A 21323-nucleotide genomic window follows, 5' to 3' on the forward strand; every position below is an offset into this window, starting at 1 on the left:
TTTTCCTTTTTTGACATTCAATCAAGCTCCTTAAAATGTATGTTCACCATCAATCATTTGGTAACCATACACTATAAAATATTTTAAATTGTGTCTGAATAATTAGAATTTTTTCGGTAAAAAATTTAAAAACAGTCTTTCTACATTAGCATTTTTATCGCAAACTTAATCTTTGTTTTCGAATCATATCGCATTAGTATTTTACAAAAGCTTTAGAAACGGGATGAGACATAAAAATTTTTGATGCTATCGATGCAATATTTTTGTTAAACTTGCCCTCCCTATGCTTTGTGGTTTTTGATTGCCTTCATGGCTTCGCTTTCCGAGGGGCTGGCCCTCCAACTAAATTCGGCTTGATTGAAACATACATGAGATAGAAGCCGAATTGGATTTTACGGCCCAGCTGATCCCTCAGGAGTCTCAGCCTTCTGGGCAATCTTAGACCCAATACAGCGAAACTGAGGGCAAGTTTATGAAATCAAGAAAACAATAGCATCAATATTTTGTACGCCATTCTCCCTCATTTTCCGACTGCTTTAAAGTTATTAATGAACCATGAATCTATGAATGAATTGAAGTTTAAAATTTTCAATGTCCCGCCCTTTTAGAAAGGCATTGTATATCGTATCCATACCATTCATCTCTACTTTTGCTACAATAAATACAAAGCGTCGATACATCATGACTAAAAAGCAATTTTCACACTTGGCTAGGGAGGAATAGAGATGATGACTTACCAATCTTTTCAACAATTAAATGCACCTTTGATCTCACAATTAAAAACGCACTATCATTTCGATTTCAACATGGTCGTCTCATCAGGCCACTATGATTTAACACAATTCCCTTGCATTGTTGCATTTGAAGCAGGACGTATTGTGGGTGTCTTAATTTATAGAACTGATACGGACATATTAGAAATCATTTCATTAGATAGCTTTAGAGAAAATATGGGGGTTGGAAGTCGGCTTATTCAGCACGTCGAAAACATCGCACAGACATTAAATATTCAAACCATTCAAGTGATAACGACAAATGAAAATATTAAAGCGCTGTACTTTTATCAAAAAAATGGGTATCGCATGTCCAATATTCGACCCAATGCTGTAGACATCGCACGACATATCAAACCTTCCATTCCGCTTATAGGCGACAATGGTATTCCGATTAAAGATGAAATCCAATTCACAAAATATTTTTAATACGTATAAGTCATCATTTGAAACGCACTGACTCGCTACGTTCCATCTAATGACTGACCATTAGATAACCAACGTTCAAGCCCAAAAACCATACAGTTGTACAAGTTGTGCTCCTCCTTTTTATAACAATCATTCCAAAAGTATGTTATTTGGTTATCTGATTATAATATTATAAAATAACAAACTCAAATGATTTTTAGAAAAAATAAATAAAATCAAAAAGACATAAAATGTTTCTATGACGATTCTAATGCGCCTATCTTTCATTGTTAGCATCAACATGATTATCACAAATGTTGAACTATGCACAGTGACGTCATGGTCATTTAAGTCTTGAGTATTGGGCGTTCTGACACGATTCAATCAAACGCATCGTTGCTCAAAATATAAATCAAATGAAAATATCGATTAAGTACAACAATCATCACTAATTACCACAAAAAGAATGTTATAGTGAAAAAATACAATGTAACAAATGCACAAAATGGGTAATCATATCATAGTTATTTTTTAATTTAAGCGCCTAATGATGATAATTGAATCATGTGAGGAGGGAGCATAATGGCTAAAACAACATGGGCATTGATTTTTGATGGCATCATGATTATTTTAGGATTCACGTTCGTTATCATCTTTTCATCAAAGGATTCGATATATACCAAATGATGATTCCTTTCTCAGTCATTTTTTCTAGTTCAATCTCCCTATATATGGATATGAAAAAGCGAAACTCTGACACTGAACAGTCGAATTGAGAGGGAATTTTAAGAAGATGAATTAATTGGGGAAATGCGGTCATTTATAAGTGAAAAAGGAGAGGGGCATCCTTTCTCCTTTTCTTATCAAATAGAATAGACAAAACAAGAAGGGCACCGAAAATGATGAATGTAGTCGTCGTTTGAATTTTGAAAACATATAAACATAATAAAGGTATGCCAATTAAAATGATGATAGCTATCAAATCTATTAAATCGAGTTGCGTCTTTTTCATTTTGAATCGAACCCCCTTCACTTTAATATGAAAACATTGCATTGTAGCTTGATATAATACTTTTTAGTTTATAGTATTTTATAGCTATATTCCCCTAAGAGTATGTGCTTAGAGGCGCTTTATTTTTTTCATATTATAAAAAGGAGGAATAAAATTATCCATCCTAAAGAGTGAGTATACCTTATATAGAAATATGTATTTTAATTACATATTGGTGATTGCTTATAAATTTAAAGAAGTATTTCTAGGTTTTTTTAACAAAAGTATCACTATTCCCGTGAGTATGTAACCAATAATTGCTACAGCAGAAACTGAAAAACCGTATGCTCCACCTGTTAACCATACATTGTGACTATTGATCACGTATTGAATCCATCCTACATCTGTTTGAGTTGGGGAAATCGTAATCAACGCTCCTAAATTCCAACATACATGAAGCACAACACTTGCCCAAATAGAATTGTACCGGTAAGCAGCTATTGCATACAGCATACCTACTAATATGCCGCCTATGATTAATAAATAAAAATCTATCCCCGTTAATCGGCCATTGAACAAATGTACAGCTGCAAAAAAGACCGAAGTAATCACCATTGCGACGATAATATTCGTTTTCTCTTCAATGTATTTCAATAAGATACCTCTAAATACCACTTCTTCGACAATCGGCGCTGCAATTCCTCCGAGGATGACCAACTCAAAAAGCATTTCCAAAAATTCTTTTGTTGATTCAACATGCGTTATACTCAATTGCCCTGGTACGAAGACAAAATAGAAAACTATCGTCAGTACAGTCAATAATACACCTAAAATCACGCTACTTGGAAACACACGAAATGGGGTAATACGAAAATACGAAAGTGGCTTTTTTAGCCCTTTGTTAGCTATCCATTTAATGAGCAATAGCGCAACAATAACATACGTTATCCCATGCAATGCATATTCAAAACCGTACAACGACAATAAGTGCCATGACATAGCGACGTTTTGTGCAAAAACAGAAATAACAAACATCAACAAAATTAAGCCAATAATTTTAAATAAAGTCTTCCACAATTTCATATCTCTCCTTTGAAGTTCATAGTGCCACAAATATTCTTAGCGATTCTATATTCTCCCTCAACTATAACTTCTTCCTTTACATACCATTTTAACAATCTAAGTATGTACTTTTTTAATCTGTTTCGTGTCTTATGTTACCTTAAGACTCTTTCCCTCTAGATGTATTCACACCATCATGTACAGGATCATTGACCCGTCGCTTTCTATCACGATTTTGCTACGTTTCCATTAGCATAATCTACCGCTTCTAACGCTTACAACAAGTCACATTTCCCAATAAAAATACAAAACCTACTCCTTTAAGATATGCATAAATTTTAACCATTAAGGCCGCGTTGTATTCATGAATAAAAGTATAATCACTCAATAAAGTTAAATAAAAGACATATACTCAAACGCCTATGCTCTCGGGAACATAGACGTTTTTTTATCATATATTGAATTGTCTTCATAATTAATATTTACTGACATTGTATCGGTAAAGTTTTCTCACTATCTTTCCAAATCTAACAATACGTTCAATGTATGAATTACACCGTTATGATTGTTGTCTCTCGCAATGAGATCCGCTTTACGTTTCAACTCCGGGTAGGCATTGTCCATCGCAACCTTGATACCCGCCGCGTTAAATAATGCCACATCGTTCAAACCATCTCCAAATGCGATAGTCGAATCTTGGGAACACCCCAAAAGCTGTTGTAAACGTTGGATCGTTTTACCTTTATCGACATCTTTGGCTGTGATGTCAATCCATGCTGCCTCTGAAGCAACAACATATAGTTGTTCTTCAAAATCTTTAATTTTCTCCACATGCTCAAAACATTGTTGCTTAGGGTCATGTACAGTAATTTTCAAAAAATCTTCCTGAATTTCATCAAATTGATTAATATATGTGACCGTTTCATACGAACCATGGACAATTTGACGTTCAGATTCATTAATTTGATTCAATACATAGGCACTTTTTTCTGTACAGGCAATAATTGTTTGCGCCAAATCAATTTGCTGTAAACGTTGAATGAGTAACAGACCCAGTTGGCGGTCAAAGGTTTGAGACCATATATTGTCACCATTAAATTGGATACGTGTCGCACTATCCCCCACAATATACGCATCTCTTTCTAAACCATTTAAAATTTTAACGACTCTGTCACACTGTTTCCCCGTACAAAAAGCAAAGCGAATACCTTTCTCTTCACATCGTCCTTTCAAACGACGAAATGCCTCTCGATCAAACTGACTACGACTGTCTAAAAAAGTCCCATCCATATCGGTCACAACGCATTGTAGGTTCATTAAACACACACCCTTTGTAAGTTACTCCCCTAAATTTTCACCATTTGTTTCAATTACTTTTTGGTACCAATAGAATGAATCTTTCTTCAATCTTTCTAAGGTACCGTTTCCATCATTGTCTCGGTCAACATAAATGAGACCGTAACGTTTTTTCATTTCGCCTGTTGTAAATGAAACAATATCGATAATGCCCCATGGCGTGTAACCAATTAAGTCTACGCCATCTTTATCAACCGCATCAATCGCCGCTTCTATATGTTGTTTCAAATACTCGATACGATATGCATCATGAATTTGATTGTTTTCTACTTTATCTATCGCACCAAAACCATTTTCTACAATGAATAAAGGCACTTGATAACGTTCATACAAGACATTGAGTGCATAACGTAACCCTTCTGGATCGATAGCCCAGCCCCAATCACTTGTTTCAATGTGTGGGTTTTCAACCGAGTTAGGAAGTCCACCGTTAACAATATTGTTATCAACAAGTGTTTCCGTATCATGTTTAACTACCGTAGACATGTAGTAACTAAAACCGATGTAATCAACCGTACCTTCTCGTAAAATTTCGTCATCTCCGTCTTGCCATCCGATTTGATAACCTTTTTGTTCAAACATCTTTTTAGCATAGCCTGGATAGTAACCTCTTACTTGTACATCAGGGAAGAAATATCTTAATCGATTCGCAATTTGTGCTTCCATCATATCTTTGGGGTGACAAGAATATGGATAAATCGGTACATAAGAAATCATACCGCCAATTTTAAAGTTCGGATTAATCGACTTACCGATTTTGACCGCCAATGCACTTGCAATCAGTTCATTATGTGCAACTTGATACAACACTTCTTCAGGATTATCGTTGTCATTTAAACTTACACCTGAGTTGGTCCATAAGAAAATCGGATTACTTGTATCCATTTGGTTATTGATTTCATTAAATGTCATCCAGTACGTCACTTTATCTTTGTACCGTTCAAATACAACTTGTGCGAAACGTGCAAAATGATCCGCCACTTTCCGATTACGAAAACCACCGTACTCACGTGCTAAATGTAAAGGCATTTCGAAGTGTGATAACGTGATAATTGGCTCAATATTATTTTGAATTAATTCGTCAAATACATTATCATAAAATTGGAGCCCCTCTTCATTAGGCTCTAACTCATCCCCATTCGGAAAAATACGCGCCCAAGCAATTGACGTACGAAGACATTGCAAACCCATTTCTTTAAACAGCGCAATATCTTCTTTATAGCGATGATAAAAATCAATCCCTACATGATTGGGATAATATTTATCCGCTTCCACTGACGCCGTTATTTCTCTCGCCTTTCCATGCGCACCCCCTGTCATCACATCGATAACACTTAATCCTTTACCACCTTGATCGTAACCACCTTCAAATTGGTTGGCAGCTAATGCACCGCCCCACATAAAACTTGTTGGTAATTTAGACATGATCCATTGCACTCCTTTATTTTTTTATAATTGTTAACAACTGACTTCCTTGGTTTAACTGTTGCTCTTCTGTAATCAGGACATCTTCAAAATCTGCTGAATTCGTCACAATAATAGGAATCACGCTTTCGTAGCCGTTATCCTCAATTTGCTTTTTATTGAATTTTAATAATTGCTGTCCTTGTTGTACACTTTCATTTTCTTTAACGAATACTTCAAAACCTTCACCGTTCATTTTGACAGTATCTAGACCAACATGTATGAGGATTTCGACACCATCTTCAGAAATGATACCCACTGCATGTTTAGACGGTGCAATCATAGAAATTTTCCCATCAAATGGTGCAGTCATTACTTCATCATCATTCGGTATAATGGCCGTACCTTTACCCATCATACCTTCAGCAAAAATGGGATCATTCACTTCTTGTAAATCTATACGTTGGCCTCCAATTGGTGAGAAAACAGATTTCTCTAGCTCCATAACAGTTTGATGGCTCTCAGTATCTTCAATGCTTTCTGTAGATGCCACTTCTTTTGTCGTATCTTCTCCATAACCTAATACTTGAATCAAGATGATAGGTAAAATAAAGGCGATTAAAGCACCGATGACAATTCCCCAAATAGACGATGGGTTGCTCGCACTATAGCCGTTAACTATCGTAATAGGTCCTGGCAAACCTGCATAAGCATAATACTTAGGGTTAAAGAAACTAGCGACAAACGCACCGATACCACCACTCATACATGCAATAATAAACGGCTTTTTAAAGCGCAAGTTAACACCATAGATAGACGGCTCAGTGATACCAAATATCCCTGTCACACCTGCTGATGATGCAATACGTTTAATCGAAAGTTGTTTCGACTTAAGTAAAACACCAAATACCGCTCCGACTTGGGAGATAACAGCAATCGTTTGGAAAGCTTGGAAAGAATCACTCTTATATTGTTCAAAGTTAGCTAAAACCACTGGTGTGATACCCCAGTGCACTCCAAATACAACGAATACTTGCCAAAATGCACCAATGATTGTTCCTGCTAACCAAGGGGCCACATCTACTAAAAAGTTATAACCACCCGCTATACCATGAGCGACTAATGTGGATAGCGGTCCAATAATAAGTAGTGTCAAAGGAACCATAATGACAATACTAAAGAAAGGCGTAAATAATGGGCGAATCACTTCATGAATCGTTTTATTTAAGAATTTTTCAAGATACGATAAAACCCAAACCAACAATAACGGTGGTAATACACTAGACGTATATGTTGTTTCTGATAATGGAATTCCTATAAAGTGAACCGCTTGCCCTTCTCCAATTTTGCTAATCATTTGTGTTAAATCAGGGCTAACCAATGCTGCGTTACAAGCAATTGCGATATATACATTGACATTAAAATGTTTCGCAGCAGTGACCGAGATAAATATTGGCAAAAATACAAATGGCGCCCATGAAATCATGTTAAAAATTTGATACGTTCCCGTTTTCTCAAATGTAGGGACAATTAAGTTAATGATAATTAGTAAACCTTGGAGTATACCGGCAGCAGCTAAAATATAAATAAACGGTGCAAACACTGCTGACATTGTTGCAATAATTCTATTTAGGACAGATTGCTTTTCTGTTTCACCCTCATCAGAATGCGTCACTGTTCCCTTCTTTTCATCTAACAGATTTTCAAACTCCTGATAAACATCCCTTACTGCATTTCCGATAACAACTTGAAACTGACCGTTATTCTCTACAACTGTAACTACTCCAGGCAACTGACTTACTTCATCTTTAGCTGAAGGTTTGGATCGTTTCAACACAATTCTTAAACGCGTGGCGCAATGTGAAGCTTTGACAATATTTTCCTCTCCACCAACTGCCGTCAATATACCTTGAGATAATTCTCTATACTTATTGCCCAATAACATTACCTCCCAAAATTCATATAATGAAACCGGTTCACCATCATTATAATTGTACCGGTTCAATTTGTCTATGCCGATACAAAACAATAACAACGACACATGTTATAATAAATTATCTAGAAATTGAAATGAGGGCTTATTGTTGCTGAAATACGAAAAAATCGCTCATGATATGCATACATTCATCACAAACAATCAATTTAAAGCAGGGGATAAATTGCCGAGTGTCACGGCTTTAAAAGAAAAATATGAAGTCAGTAAAAGTACGATTATTAAAGCTCTAGAACTACTCGAACATGATGGTATTATTTATCAAGCTCAAGGCAGCGGTATTTATGTAAGAAATGCGAGAAACGACAATCATATTAACGTCTTCAAAACGAATGGATTTTCAAGAAGTTTAAGCGAGCACCAACTTACAAGTAAGGTTTTAAAATTAGAAGAGATTACTTATATTCCTCAGAAGATTATGCAAGAACTAAATTTATCAAAAGGTGACAGTGTTTATTATTTAGAAAGACTACGCTATGTCGATGGCAACGTACTGTGTATTGAATATTCTTATTACAACAAAGAAATCGTCAAATACTTAAACACTGAAATTACAGAAGGATCTATCTTTGATTACCTAGAGCAAAACATGCAAGTGAAAGTCGGCTTTTCCGATATTTATTTTAACGCTGATCAACTCGACTCTAATGAAGCGAAACTTTTAGAGCTCGAACCTAATGATCCGTGCTTACGTTATCATCAAACTTTTTATACTACGACAGGTATACCATTCGACGCATCAGATATCGTCTTTCATTATAAAAATGCCCATTTCTATATACCAAGCAAAAGATAATCAGACGTTAAAAAGCCGATCGTATTCACATCACACGAATACAATCGGTTTTTATTCAAATAAAAAACTGTGACGTAGCACTTGAGTACTACGATCACAGTTCATTTTTTATGATACTGAAATTATTTAATCTTAGCTTGTTTTTCTATTTCTTCCTAATAATAATGAACCTAAAGCGATACTCACGCCACCTGCAACAGTTGTGCTGAATAATGCGAGATCATCATTTTCACCAGTATTAGGTAAAGCTTTCACTTCATTTTTCGCTGCAGCTTCTTGTTTTCCTTTAGCTGCTTCTTTTTTATCAACAACAAGTTTTTGACCTGGTGTGATCATATTTTTATCTTTTAATTTGTTGTCTTTAGCGATTTTATCAACAGTTGTATGATGATCTTTAGCAATTTTATCTAAAGTTTCACCAGCTTTAACCACATGAGTTGCGTCTTTCGCTTTGTCTGCTTTATCTGCTTTGCTTTCTTTTTTATCTTCAGATTTTTTAGCTTCTTCACCTTTAGCTTTATCATCTGCTTTCGCTTCAGCTTTGTCAGTTTGTTCAGCTTTATCAACTTTAGGTGCTTGACTATCATTTAACTTCTTAGCTTCTGCTAAAATATCTGTGCTTACACTTGGATCATCTTTAAGGCTTTGGATGAATCCGTTTTGTTGTTCTTCAGTTAAGTTTGGTAAATGTAAAATTTCATAGAAAGCATTTTGTTGTGCTTCACTGTAATCAGGTTTAGCTTGCGTATCATTTAATTTCTTAGCTGCTGCTAATATGTCTGTACTTACACTTGGATCATCTTTAAGGCTTTGAATGAATCCGTTTTGTTGCTCTTCAGTTAAATTTGGTAAATGTAAAATTTCGTAAAATGCATTTTGTTGCGCTTCACTGTAATCTACCTTAGCTTGGCTATCATTTAATTTCTTAGCTTCTTCAAGTACATTTTTGCTTACGCTTGGGTCGTCTTTAAGGCTTTGGATGAATCCATTTTGTTGTTCTTCAGTTAAGTTTGGTAAATGTAAAATTTCATAAAAGGCGTTTTGTTGTGCGTCATTAATGTTCGCATTATCTGTTTCTTCAGCAAAACTTGGCGTGTTTACAAGTAAAGAACTCGCGATTAAGCAAGAACCTACACCGATAGATAGTTTACGAATACTAAAAAAGTTTTTGTTTTCCATTAAGTCCAACACCCTTCAAATAAAATATGTTATGTAACATTTAAACTCATAATATAATATAAAGTATAGAAAGTAAAGACCAAAACAAGATATAGGTTTAAATATTTATTTACATGTACACTACAATGATTACCCCATGAGAAAGGGCTAGGAATCATATCCTAGCCCTCCAACAAAAACGTTATCTTATTTATGATTTTATTATTTTTTGTATGATGAAATCTCTTCTATATCATTCACACTTTCTATTAAAACAATTCAAACAAAAATAGACTGCCTAACATCAAAACAACCGCCACTGCGACGAATGCTGTAACAATTAAGGTTTTCTCTATCAACAATTTCTTTTTTTCTCTTGTATCGTTATAAGTCTTTGCGCCATTCTCCATGTAATCCACGATCTCTTTATACGTTTTGACATCGTACTTTTTCTTCAACTGTTCAATCTTAATCGCATAATACATTGAAATGATCCAAAATATGAATGGAATGAGTAAACCGTACCATCCGTCAATAAATTTCAAAACTGGGCCAACTGAAATCATAGTAATGAGCATAAAAACGACCATCAATTTACCATATCTGTCCATGTTATAGTGATCAATGATGTTCTTCATTTTTACTACATCTCCTTTTACAAGTTGATCTAAAGAAATGTTGAATAAAGAACTGAGTGCAATCAAATGATACAAATCTGGGTAGCTTCTCTCATTCTCCCAGTTAGAAATCGTTTGCGTAGATACATCAATTTTCTCCGCTAATGCCATCTGAGATAATTGCCTTTCTTTTCTGTAATACCTAATTTGATTGCTGACATCCATATCCAACAGCTCCTTCATTGCCCACGATAACTTGTAATTAAGTGCTATTCTATCAAATCTTTTTATAATGTCACTATAAAATTTTTTATAGTTGTATTTCCCGGGTGATACGCTTAAGTTTTTGTGACTTTCCCTAAAAAATACCACCTACTCCAGTAACAGTAGATGGTATCGTAAAACTTCGTATTTTCATTCATAAGACTTACATTTCTATAATTTCTAGCAAAACTATTAAGGCTTGAAAATAGTTTTATGTCATATTTTAATGGGTTTCATTGATAACGGAAAACCATATCCTCTTTCCTTAACTACAGCTTCGGCAAGATAAACAGCCAATTTCTCGAGTTTTCTAGTTCTTCAATAGATTGTACACCGAGTAAGTTCTAACTTAGTCATTATTCATCTTGAGAAAATGCATCATACGTCACTGTTCAATGCAATTTTACGAATGCGTTCGTTCATCATTTCTTTCAACAGTCATATAACACAAAATGATTCCTTCATTATTAATTAAATTATAGTGGTCCTCAATCAATGAAAGTATTACAAAACCAAGAGGATAAATTTTGTGAAATGCCGCATGGTCCCAATAGAGACATTGTTAAATACTGCCTTAAACTATCTATAACATTTTTCCGTGTACATCCCATCCGTTTTCTTTCGCTTCTTTTAATGCTTGCATCCTCCTGTAACCAACAGGGTGATCGGATAAGAAGTTATTCAATTTTAACCAAAACGATTCATCATGCGTATCTATAGATTTAAAATACTCATTAATGTCTACTTTAGCACCGACATACTTACCGGCGTATAAATAGATTAAGTCTAAGGCACCTTCTTGGGCATAATACACTGCAGTTCGGTCAGCAGTATATTCTTGTGCTCTTGTGAGACTATTATCTAGAAAAAGTGGCTTTAATGCTGGTGAAAGTATCAACCGCCATAGATTCGTATGCCCACATTTATGGTGCGCCAACTCGTGCGCTAAAACAAAGCGGACCAATTCGTTTTGTTTATGGCTATAATAAACATCAAGTAAGTCACTATAAATCACGATATAACGCTTTCTCAATGTACATTTCGCAGCAAAGGCATTCATCGTACCGTTTCCGTTGTTAATATATAATCTCGGTGTCTTTAAAGGCCCTTTTTCAGAAAACCCCATTTCGTCAGCGAGTTCCATAAAAATTTGATGAATTTCAGGGAATTGTGTTGCTGTAATTTCTACACCATTGGAAGCACTTGCCCAATAATTTTTTCTAATCGCAAAAAAACCGATAATAGGCACAAGTAAACCGAAAAGTATCGCACTGATCCATTGAGACACTTCACTACCATTTAACAGAAAATAACATCCTAAACAAAGAGCAATCACAATGACGAGTAGCCCAAATCTGATCAATGGTATTTCTGCCTTATGTCTTAGTTTTTTGACGCTTACATCAGCTTTTTTATTTTGATGCATATGATTTTGGCACATGATTTCACATCCTAAATGAGATTTTATTATTAATACACTTTTTATTAAACAATAAAATTATAGGAATGGCAAAAACAAAAATAAAAACATCTGTACTATTTTGCTGATTAAATGACACATCACAGAAAAGCCCGAGACATTTCGTCATGAAGAACGAAAGCCTCGGGTTCATTGTAGTCGTGTCAAAATTTTATGAGTAGGGTATGATTTAAGATTTTAATGTTTTTTTCTGATAATAATAAATCGGAATACCTAACATTGTGACCCCGATACCCACGATTGCAAGGAGGGGTTGGGTGAATAATGTATTCAGCAAGACAAATGTGCCTGCTAGCAATGCAATCACAGGGATGACGGGATACAATGGCACTTTATATGGACGGTGTAACTCTGGCTCTCGTTTTCTAAGAATTAATACCGCTAAGAAAGCCATACAATAAAATGTCCATATCACAAAGATCAACATATTTGTGATTGTGTCAAATGCACCTAATAACATCATCATTGTAGCAATGACTATTTGAATGACACCACCGAGCCATGGTGTTCTTGAGGGTAGTAAGTCTAAAAATAAACGCTTAAACGGCAGTTGATTACGTTCTGCCATGGCATATGGAATACGCATACCAGTCATTGTATAGCCGTTCATCGTGCCATATACAGAAATTAAAATACCGATTGTGACGAGTTTTCCACCCCCTGCACCGAATAAAATTGAAGATGCTTCGCTTGCGGCATTTAAGTTACCTTCAATTTGATGAATCGGAAGTGTCATTAAAAATGTTGCGTTGATGAGTAAGTAAACCACCATCACAAGGCCAATACCAAGTGTAATGGCTCCTGGCAAGTCTTTTTTAGGATTTTTCATTTCCCCGGCAATATTACCGACGTGAATCCAGCCATCATAAGCAAACATAGTCGCAAGAAGACCGGCACCAATCGCTTCAAACCAATTTGAGTCTGTACCATTCACAACGGGAAAGAGAGAAAATGATACGTCACTCGTATGAAAGAAGCCGATGATGACAATAAGTGCAATCGGTATTAACTTAATCACCAACGTAATAGTTTGTAGGGCCCCGCCTGCTTTGGAGCCTAAAAAATTAATCAATAATATCGAAACGGCACTGAGGATTGCGATAGGTAATAACAATGACGTCGATAGATGAAATAAATTCATGATTTGCGTTCCAAAAATAATGGCAAGTGCAGCGATGTTAGCTGGAAAGTAGATAAATGCTTGCGCCCAGCCAGATAAAAATCCCCAGAAGTCGCCATACGTGTATTCGATATACTTCGTGAGCCCGCCAGTTTCAGGAATGGCCGCTGCAAGTTCAGCACCTGTCAAACCGGCACAAATGGTCATCATACCGCCAAGCAACCATACAAAGAGTGCCATGCTGGTTGAACCGGTCACTTCCGTCACACTAGAAGCTTTGAAGAATACACCCGCACCAATGACTGAACCCATGACAAGTGAAAGCGATGCAAAAAAGCCGATGTTTTTCTTTAGAGCTGTATCTGTACTCATTGCTGTTGCCTCCGTTTCATTCCTTGATATGGGCTATCCTACCACACCTTCACTTGTATCTGCAGGTCTTAATAAGTCATCAATAATATGTGACACACGTGTAAGGTCAACGTTACCTCCAGATACTAACGCGACGATGTTTTTGCCTTTAATCCAACGCGGGTCGATTTTACCACTTAATAGGGCAGCAGTTGGTAATGCCCCTGCACCTTCAGTAATGATTTTCGTACGTTGCATTAAATGACGCATGGCATTCGCGATTTCATCTTCTGAGACTAATACAAATTCATCGACAAGTTTTTCAACAACAGCGTACGTTTTATTACCTGGGATGGTGACTTCAGTGCCATCCGCAATGGTATGTGCTGTAAATTGTGATGTAATTTGGCCTTCTTTTATAGATTCCGCCATACCGTGAACATTTTCAGATTGCACGCCGATAATATGAATAGAGGGGTTAAATGATTTTAAAGCCGTCGCTAAGCCAGCAATCAAGCCACCGCCGCCGACAGGTACTACAACGGTATCAATGTCCCAAATTTGATCTAAAATTTCTAAACCAATCGTACCTTGGCCTGCCATGACTTCAACATCATCATACGGATGCACAATCGTTTTACCTGTTTCCTCTGCCAATTGTTCCATGTATAGGCGCGCGTCATTAAATGTTTCTCCTTTAAGGATAACCTCCGCACCGTAACCACGTGTTGCCTCTTGTTTAGAAATCGGTGCTTCTTCAGGCATGACTACTGTTGCATCAACACCAAGCAGTTGGCCAGTTAATGCGAGACCTTGCGCATGGTTCCCCGCTGAAGCTGTGATAATACCTTTTGCTTTTTGTTCATCCGTTAAGTGCAAAATTTTATTAAGCGCACCTCTAAATTTGAACGATCCGGTGTATTGCATGTTCTCAAGTTTTAAATAAACGTTGCCACCTGTAATATTGTTACTCAAAAACATTGATTTAATCAGTGGTGTTTCACGTACATAATCTTGAATTCTCATTTTAGCTTCTTTAATGTCATGTATATTACAATATTTTTCAGTTTGTATCATAACAGCATTTGTTGCCATGACCATCATCCTCTTTTCAAATTGATGTTGTACGAACTAGATTAAGTCTGCTAATTTTTCATAAGGCATGTCATGTGATTGTGCTAAACCTTGATTTGTAATATGTCCTTGATAAATATTCACCCCTGAGGCGAGGACTGGATTGTCTTGAATGGCACGTTCGATACCTTTATTACTAATTTCGGATAAGAAGTCAATGTTCCCCGCTGCCAGCACCATTGTAGATGTGCGTGGTACAGCACCTGGTTGATTCGGCACAGCGTAATGAATGACGCCATCTTCAACGTAAATCGGATCACTAATCGTTGTTGGACGAATACCTTCTACAGTTCCGCCTTGGTCAATCGCAATATCCACGAGTACTGAACCTTTTTTCATGCTACGTACCATGTCTCTCGTCACAAGTTTCGGCGGTTTAGAACCTGGAATGAGAATGGTTGAAATAAACACATCCGCCGTTTTGATTTCTCGCGCTAAATTGGCTTCGTTAGATTTCACCACAGTCACATTGTCGTTTTTAAAATGTGTTTCAAGCCAAGCAATACGTTCATCTTTTAATTCGATGATTACGACTTCTGCTTGTAAGCCTAACGCAATCGTTGCCGCATTGACACCCGCAGAACCGCCACCAAAAATGACCACTTTGCCAGAAGGAATTCCAGAAATGGCATCAATACCAGAAATTAAAATCCCTTCCCCTTGATGTTGCGCCTCTAAGTAATACGCACCCATTAACATTGAACGGCGTCCAGCAATGGCACTCATCGGTTCTAATAAAATCGCTTTACCATCTTGTTCGATTGTTTCGCCACCAATCGCTGTCACACCCGCTTGTTGCATGGTTTCAACTGTTTTTTTAGACGATGCTAAATGTTGAAATCCCCAAATCACTTGGCCTTTTTTGAAATATTGGAATTCACTTTCGTGGGGCTCTTTCACTTTAATAATTAAATCCGCTTCCCAGCACTTTTCATGTGAAACCATTGTCGCACCGGCATTTTCATAAGCTTCGTTCGTAAATCCAGAACCTATGCCTGCATTATGTTCTACGTAGACTTCATGTCCTTGATCTTTCAGGATTTTAGCATTTTCAGGTGTACAGCCTACACGTCCTTCACCCGGTTTTAATTCTTTAACAATACCAATTTTCATAACAAACACTCCTCGTTAGGTGATTGAAACTGCTTTTCATGTTGATTTCAAACAAATCTTATTCAAAAAGCGTGATGAAGTGTCTATAGCTATAGAGTTTGTGAATTAATTCACTAACATATTAGCCTCAAACTGAATCAAAGTCAATTGAAAATGCAATGAATAAAAATTAAAAATATAATTAAAATAATCCGAATATTACAATTTTTTGAGTGGTGGGTATGCTAGATTGAAGACGCGTAAATTGGATAAGCCTATCATATGGCGGGACGTTGAGGACCTATGTTGATGTATCTGGGGAGTCTAAGGGTAGTCTTAACATCCTTGGATAACCAGCATTAAGGTATTGCCAGTACTTCAAAACGTCATTGATAACCTCACTTTTCAGGAACAAGATTGTGATGCATTGTTCTAACTCAAAATAAAAAGCGACCTATCAAAAGATCGCTTTACTGAACTTGATTTTGCTTTCTTATTTCTTTCAAATTAATGATGCCTACGGTAATTGGTGCAAAAGCATTGATTAAACTTAACAAATACCCTGCATCAAAAACAAAATAGAATAATACAAATGCAAGAATTCCTATAAAGATTAATACAATATTAAAAATTTTATTATTGGCCAGTTGAGGTTTTTCGAACATATTTCACACCTCCTAGAAACAATTTGCTACAGCAGCAAGTATGCCACAGGACAATGCTTAAAATAATGATAAAGAGCACCTTTTTTTCACATTTACTTTCACTTTATCAACGTTAAGCCTTATATTTAAAATACTAACAGATAGGAAGACATAATGGGGTTGTCTTTCCTAAGTGTGAATTCTTAGTTCTTAAACGTGCGGCCAATCACTGAAAGAGAAATAAAATTAATTTGTATAGAATATGTGAAACCTTGTTTTATATGGATGACCCCAAAAGTGAATGAGAAATCTCTTAATAGCAGTCAATATTTTTTAAAAAGATAGGTGGTTTTTGAATGGACAACAAAAATTTAACTTTTACTACAGAGCGTTTAGAAATCAGGCCATTAGTCAATTCGGATTATGATAGTTGGTTTAGAGGATTTTTAGAGAGAAAACCATCACAATATCAATATGATGACGGACTTATGGATATGTCAATCTGTACTGAATCTTGGTTTGAAGATTTAGTGAAAAAACATCATGAATTAATCGAAAAGGATGACATGTATATTTTCGCTATATTTGATAAAAATCAGCAACATATCGGCATGATTGATATCGTCACCATTCGACGCGAAAACTTTCAGTGGGCTGAGTGTGGTTACTTTATCCATAATCAACATTGGAGAAAGGGATACGCCTACGAAGCATTAACCAAAACTTTGCATATTGCTGATAAAACACTTGGATTTCATCGGCTTGAGGCACATGTGAACATAGATAATCATCCCTCAATCCAGCTGTTGGAAAAAGCAGGTTTTGAATTTGAATGTACTCGAAAAAACTTTATATACGAATTTGATCAGTGGACCGATAACCATATTTATTTCATTAACTTTAATCATAGTGAAAGAGATTGATTTTGAAGCATAAGGAGAGGATTTAAGTAGGAGCCATTCTGAAATCTTCATAATGCAACATTTTCTAACCGATTAGGAGTTCTACAAACATCAATATATAGAAGATAAAGAGAAGGGGCAATTTAAATAACCCCTTCCCTTTCTTTCAATAGTCACTATTATTTATTTTTAAATTTCCATAATACTAGAATTCCCGCAAATAGCAATGTATATATAATTGGTAAATTTGTTTCTTTATTTGATTCACCTGTTTGAGGTAATTCTTTTAAAGGTGCCGGCGTTAATTCGTTTTCATGTTGATGAGATGCATGTACTGCATTTTGATCAGCTTGCATGTTACTACCCGCGTGCTGCTGCACATCTTCATTACCTTTACTTTCCGGCAATGCCGCTTCATTCCTCATATTATCTTTGTTTGGATTCACATGAGGCTCAACAACCATTCCATCTGGTCTACTTACATTACGTTCTTGAGATGCCTGCTCTGAATCTGATGAAACATGTTCAGAATCATCTTGAACTTTAATCTCTGGTAATGGTTCTTCATTCTCTACGTAATCTTTATGCGGATTTACATTAGGCTCAACAATCGTTCCATCTGATTTACGAATATAATGATCTCGAGGTGCCTGCTCTGAATTTGAATTCGTTTCATTTGATGTTACATTGTTTGTAGCAGATTCTTCAGCATCAACTTCATGACTGATCGAAAAAGTTGCTAGTATACCTAGAACTGCAATTTTTTGTTCATTAAAAAGACCCCTTTTTTCTATTTTGTAGCATTGATATTCACATAACCTAACCATTTTCCGCCTTCAGAATCGTATAATGAATAATATTGTCTACCATTTCCTAAAGTGTAAATATATTTAGCATAAACTGGCTTATTAAGATATGTGTCACTTTTCCCCTTTTTGGTATTGAAATAAAAACTGCTCCATAAATCATAATTTTTCTTAGTCATCACTACGCTTTTTTTATAAGATACAGCTGTCACATCTACTGAATTTTTGATATCGCTGTAGCCTGCCCAAGTCCCGTCTTCGTTATATAAAGAAAGGTATTGATTGCCATCAGGATGATTATAGAGATATTTAGCACGATATACTTTTCCTAGCTTACCAATCGTTTCTGCTCTTACTTTTGAAAATTGGAGGTCGCCCCATAATTTTTGACCTTCTTTTGAAATAGACACATTCTTATCATACGCATGAGCGACAGGTGTCCCAATCCAATATTTGATATAATCCAGATTTTGAGGCGTAATTCTTGTTCCAAAATTGTATGTTGCAGCACCATTAGTATGAATCGCTACAAGCTTGTTGTTTTTAACATTCCATACGCCACTGCCACTTTGACCTCTAAATGTATCCGTATCATAATAGACTTTATGGTCATCTATATTGATGACTTTCCCGGTCGTTTGCCACATATAATACTTTAAGTCATTACGATTTGTTCGATCAGTCTTATCATCAGGATATCCTGCTGATGCAATAGTATCCCCAACGGCAACAGATGATGTGATACCGAGTGAACCTGTTTTATTTCCTAAATCTGAATCTAATTTTATAGCTGCTAAATCATATTTACTATCTAGTGTGCTTGTATAATCTTTGAGTGCATAAGTCTTTATCCCTTTTGCAGAACCTTGACTGATATTTCCATTTAACCCACTGTAAACCGTGATTTTGTCTGCAAACTTTTTTCTTCCTCCATCATATACAACATGCGCTGCTGTTAACACCGTATCTTTACTCACCATTACACCTGATGCAACATATCCTGTGTAACTTCCATTTGCATTTTTCCATTCTACTCTTACCGCAACATTCTCTTTAATTGGTGATGCAGTAAAAGAATTCACTTTTTTTCTTTCATCCTTACCGATGACGCTTTCAACATTAGGGAAATAATCACTATAGTAATCCGTGTTATTAAAATTGACTATACTTTGTGTTGCTTGTTCTGTACTAGGTTGTGACAATATATCACCAGGCATTGTAGATGTATCCGTAGCTTGAGGCTCAATAATGCCATCATCAGCGACAAATTCTTCTGCTTTCACATTAAAAGGGACAAACATAAAAATCATAAACACTACAATAAAAATGATTTTTGTTTTATTTTCCAACTTATTACACCCAATCCTTTTTAATTTAATATAACGCTGCAGCTCTATAATAGTCAACGTTATTTTTATAATTATTAAATTTATATACATTTAAAAATCCATTATATTAAAAATTCATTGCACCCTTTACTTTATTTAGTTATAATTTCTACAACTTGTGTCGTTAAACATTTTGGCACCTCAATACGCATGCCTTACTTTTATTCAATTATAAAATAAATCCCACCGTTAAAAGCGATGGGATTTATTGTAATGCGTACATCATGATTTCATGATCGTTATGATTTAATTTTATATATCTAACTTTATACCAAGTATATCGATTATGATTTAGCCTACAAAAACAGCTATTTTTAGAAAGAAAAGTAGTTATTTTTGTATAGCGCAAAAGTTAACTATCTTGGCTTTTATAATACATTAACATTATTAATCCAAGTGAAATAGCTAAGGATAAAATCATAACATGCTGATTAAAGATAAATAAACAACTCATGATATACGAAATAAGTAACATCATCAATGCGGAGATGATATGTCGCAAATTATTAATTTTGTCATGAAAATAAGGTGCATTTAACCAAACACCGACAAAAAAGAATAAAACACTTAAGTGCATTAAATTCACTTCGAAATATGGATTTATTTCAGTATTGTTACTAAATACTAAAGCTGCATTTAATGTTCCTAATGCAATGTTTATTAAAAGATGTGAATAAACTAAACGAAAACCAATAGATTTTCGCTTGTGATTGATATAATTTTCAGTGACAATCCAATATGTACCGAACATAAATACTAAAATTAAAAACTGGAAAATATAGATATAACTAAAGTTAGTAATACTAAAAATTGAAGCAAGGCCAATGATAACTTCACCAAAAATAATAATTGTCAGTAGAGAAAATCTTTCTACTAAGTGCATCATATTAACCGGTGATTGATTTAAATATTTTCTGAACGGAATTAATCCTGTACTTGCAATTAACACACCTAAAAATGCAGGAATGTAATGTACACTTGATGGTAAGATTAGCGATAAAAACGATAAAGTGGCAACAATAAACGCAACGAGCGCAAATGACTGGCAAGTTCGCTTATCTGCATCATTCAAATTTTTATTAGCGTGTAATACATATTGTATCCCTATACTTAAATACAAAATTGCGACACAGAAAAAGAATGGGGTGAACGTCTTTTCAAAACTCGGGTAAAGACTATTAGTTAGGAAAATCAATACAAATATATTAAACATGATAAATATGATGTCTTTTTTCGCTAAACTACCAAAGCGATTAATAAAAAACGTCTGATGAGACCAGATAATCCACACTATTAAACTCATCATAATATATTTAAAAAATAATTCCCCTGAAATCGATCCGTGATGGATATGGAGTATAACATGAGCAATTTTTTGAATGGCATAGACAAAAACTAAGTCGAAAAACAACTCATGTAGCTCTACTCTTTTAATTTGTAAATGTCTATTTTCATTTATATCAGAAATTTTTCTCACTTCCTTTTCAAATAAAACATTTTGATATAACTTATTGTTCCTATTTAATTTACATAAGTCAAGGTATACAGTCATTATAGCGCTTGTTGCATAAAACTCAATAGAGT

17 protein-coding genes are annotated in these 21323 nt (G+C 35.3%); 3 read left to right on the forward strand and 14 right to left on the reverse strand.

Annotated features, from left to right (window positions below; all coding sequences use genetic code 11):
• Window positions 1–728 precede the first annotated feature (728 nt).
• Entirely contained in the window at window positions 729–1202 is a 474-nt protein-coding gene (locus tag CD138_RS04140) for a GNAT family N-acetyltransferase (RefSeq protein ID WP_026066770.1), read from the forward strand.
• 1213 nt (window positions 1203–2415) lie between these two features.
• Here CD138_RS04140 and CD138_RS04150 read toward each other — a convergent pair.
• The 4 genes from CD138_RS04150 to CD138_RS04165 form a co-directional block, all read right to left on the reverse strand.
• Window positions 2416–3255 (reverse strand): CPBP family intramembrane glutamic endopeptidase, encoded by an 840-nt coding sequence (locus CD138_RS04150; protein WP_026066769.1) that lies wholly within the window; start codon window positions 3253–3255, stop codon window positions 2416–2418.
• A 492-nt stretch (window positions 3256–3747) separates the two neighbouring features.
• Window positions 3748–4551 (reverse strand): Cof-type HAD-IIB family hydrolase, encoded by an 804-nt coding sequence (locus CD138_RS04155; protein ID WP_019167459.1) that lies wholly within the window; start codon window positions 4549–4551, stop codon window positions 3748–3750.
• Between the two features lie 21 nt (window positions 4552–4572).
• The gene (locus CD138_RS04160) at window positions 4573–6015 is read right to left on the reverse strand and encodes a 6-phospho-beta-glucosidase (RefSeq protein ID WP_019167458.1); all 1443 of its coding nucleotides are present in this window, start codon (window positions 6013–6015) and stop codon (window positions 4573–4575) included.
• A 16-nt stretch (window positions 6016–6031) separates the two neighbouring features.
• Window positions 6032–7933, reverse strand: a complete 1902-nt coding sequence (locus tag CD138_RS04165) for a beta-glucoside-specific PTS transporter subunit IIABC (RefSeq protein ID WP_019167457.1) — start codon at window positions 7931–7933, stop codon at window positions 6032–6034.
• Between the two features lie 145 nt (window positions 7934–8078).
• Here CD138_RS04165 and CD138_RS04170 point away from each other — a divergent pair, with 145 nt between their 5' ends.
• Entirely contained in the window at window positions 8079–8783 is a 705-nt protein-coding gene (locus CD138_RS04170; protein WP_026066768.1) for a GntR family transcriptional regulator, read from the forward strand.
• Between the two features lie 132 nt (window positions 8784–8915).
• Here CD138_RS04170 and spa read toward each other — a convergent pair whose 3' ends face one another.
• The 7 genes from spa to CD138_RS04205 form a co-directional block, all read right to left on the reverse strand.
• Window positions 8916–9962, reverse strand: a complete 1047-nt coding sequence (spa, locus tag CD138_RS04175) for a staphylococcal protein A (RefSeq protein WP_019167455.1) — start codon at window positions 9960–9962, stop codon at window positions 8916–8918.
• 248 nt (window positions 9963–10210) lie between these two features.
• Window positions 10211–10783: a helix-turn-helix domain-containing protein gene (locus CD138_RS04180; protein WP_019167454.1), complete on the reverse strand. Its 573-nt coding sequence runs from the start codon at window positions 10781–10783 to the stop codon at window positions 10211–10213.
• 622 nt (window positions 10784–11405) lie between these two features.
• A complete protein-coding gene (locus CD138_RS04185; RefSeq protein ID WP_019167453.1) occupies window positions 11406–12263 on the reverse strand; it encodes a M48 family metallopeptidase in 858 nt (285 codons plus the stop codon).
• Window positions 12264–12471: 208 nt separating this feature from the next.
• On the reverse strand, window positions 12472–13794 hold the full coding sequence (locus CD138_RS04190) for an APC family permease (protein WP_019167452.1): 1323 nt from the start codon (window positions 13792–13794) through the stop codon (window positions 12472–12474).
• Window positions 13795–13827: 33 nt separating this feature from the next.
• The gene (gene tdcB / locus CD138_RS04195; protein ID WP_019167451.1) at window positions 13828–14868 is read right to left on the reverse strand and encodes a bifunctional threonine ammonia-lyase/L-serine ammonia-lyase TdcB; all 1041 of its coding nucleotides are present in this window, start codon (window positions 14866–14868) and stop codon (window positions 13828–13830) included.
• Between the two features lie 36 nt (window positions 14869–14904).
• Window positions 14905–16020 (reverse strand): alanine dehydrogenase, encoded by a 1116-nt coding sequence (locus tag CD138_RS04200; protein WP_019167450.1) that lies wholly within the window; start codon window positions 16018–16020, stop codon window positions 14905–14907.
• Between the two features lie 449 nt (window positions 16021–16469).
• Window positions 16470–16664, reverse strand: coding sequence for a hypothetical protein (locus CD138_RS04205; RefSeq protein WP_019167449.1), 195 nt, complete (start codon window positions 16662–16664; stop codon window positions 16470–16472).
• A gap of 335 nt (window positions 16665–16999) precedes the next feature.
• On the opposite strand from CD138_RS04205, the gene CD138_RS04210 reads away from it, so the two are divergent.
• Complete coding sequence (locus CD138_RS04210; protein WP_019167448.1) at window positions 17000–17566, forward strand: GNAT family N-acetyltransferase; 567 nt, start codon at window positions 17000–17002, stop codon at window positions 17564–17566.
• A gap of 158 nt (window positions 17567–17724) precedes the next feature.
• Here the strand turns inward: CD138_RS04210 and CD138_RS04215 are convergent, their stop codons facing one another.
• From CD138_RS04215 to CD138_RS04225, 3 genes are all read right to left on the reverse strand, one after another.
• Window positions 17725–18372, reverse strand: a complete 648-nt coding sequence (locus CD138_RS04215) for an LPXTG cell wall anchor domain-containing protein (RefSeq protein WP_019167447.1) — start codon at window positions 18370–18372, stop codon at window positions 17725–17727.
• The gene (locus CD138_RS04220) at window positions 18336–19790 is read right to left on the reverse strand and encodes a trypsin-like serine peptidase (protein ID WP_241522239.1); all 1455 of its coding nucleotides are present in this window, start codon (window positions 19788–19790) and stop codon (window positions 18336–18338) included. The genes CD138_RS04215 and CD138_RS04220 overlap by 37 nt, the downstream gene beginning before the upstream one ends.
• Window positions 19791–20091: 301 nt before the next feature.
• The gene (locus CD138_RS04225) at window positions 20092–21318 is read right to left on the reverse strand and encodes a low temperature requirement protein A (RefSeq protein ID WP_373364640.1); all 1227 of its coding nucleotides are present in this window, start codon (window positions 21316–21318) and stop codon (window positions 20092–20094) included.
• Window positions 21319–21323 lie beyond the last annotated feature (5 nt).

Source organism: Staphylococcus intermedius NCTC 11048 (assembly GCF_002902385.1).
GTDB lineage: Bacteria > Bacillota > Bacilli > Staphylococcales > Staphylococcaceae > Staphylococcus > Staphylococcus intermedius.

Coding starts and splice junctions, on each gene's coding strand:
- CD138_RS04140 (WP_026066770.1), top strand. CDS start 729: ATGACTTACCAATCTTTTCAACAATTAAATGCACCTTTGATCTCACAA.
- CD138_RS04150 (WP_026066769.1), bottom strand. CDS start 3,255: ATGAAATTGTGGAAGACTTTATTTAAAATTATTGGCTTAATTTTGTTG.
- CD138_RS04155 (WP_019167459.1), bottom strand. CDS start 4,551: ATGAACCTACAATGCGTTGTGACCGATATGGATGGGACTTTTTTAGAC.
- CD138_RS04160 (WP_019167458.1), bottom strand. CDS start 6,015: ATGTCTAAATTACCAACAAGTTTTATGTGGGGCGGTGCATTAGCTGCC.
- spa (WP_019167455.1), bottom strand. CDS start 9,962: ATGGAAAACAAAAACTTTTTTAGTATTCGTAAACTATCTATCGGTGTA.
- CD138_RS04180 (WP_019167454.1), bottom strand. CDS start 10,783: ATGGATGTCAGCAATCAAATTAGGTATTACAGAAAAGAAAGGCAATTA.
- CD138_RS04185 (WP_019167453.1), bottom strand. CDS start 12,263: ATGTGCCAAAATCATATGCATCAAAATAAAAAAGCTGATGTAAGCGTC.
- CD138_RS04190 (WP_019167452.1), bottom strand. CDS start 13,794: ATGAGTACAGATACAGCTCTAAAGAAAAACATCGGCTTTTTTGCATCG.
- tdcB (WP_019167451.1), bottom strand. CDS start 14,868: ATGGCAACAAATGCTGTTATGATACAAACTGAAAAATATTGTAATATA.
- CD138_RS04200 (WP_019167450.1), bottom strand. CDS start 16,020: ATGAAAATTGGTATTGTTAAAGAATTAAAACCGGGTGAAGGACGTGTA.
- CD138_RS04205 (WP_019167449.1), bottom strand. CDS start 16,664: ATGTTCGAAAAACCTCAACTGGCCAATAATAAAATTTTTAATATTGTA.
- CD138_RS04210 (WP_019167448.1), top strand. CDS start 17,000: ATGGACAACAAAAATTTAACTTTTACTACAGAGCGTTTAGAAATCAGG.
- CD138_RS04215 (WP_019167447.1), bottom strand. CDS start 18,372: ATGGTTAGGTTATGTGAATATCAATGCTACAAAATAGAAAAAAGGGGT.
- CD138_RS04220 (WP_241522239.1), bottom strand. CDS start 19,790: ATGTATATAAATTTAATAATTATAAAAATAACGTTGACTATTATAGAG.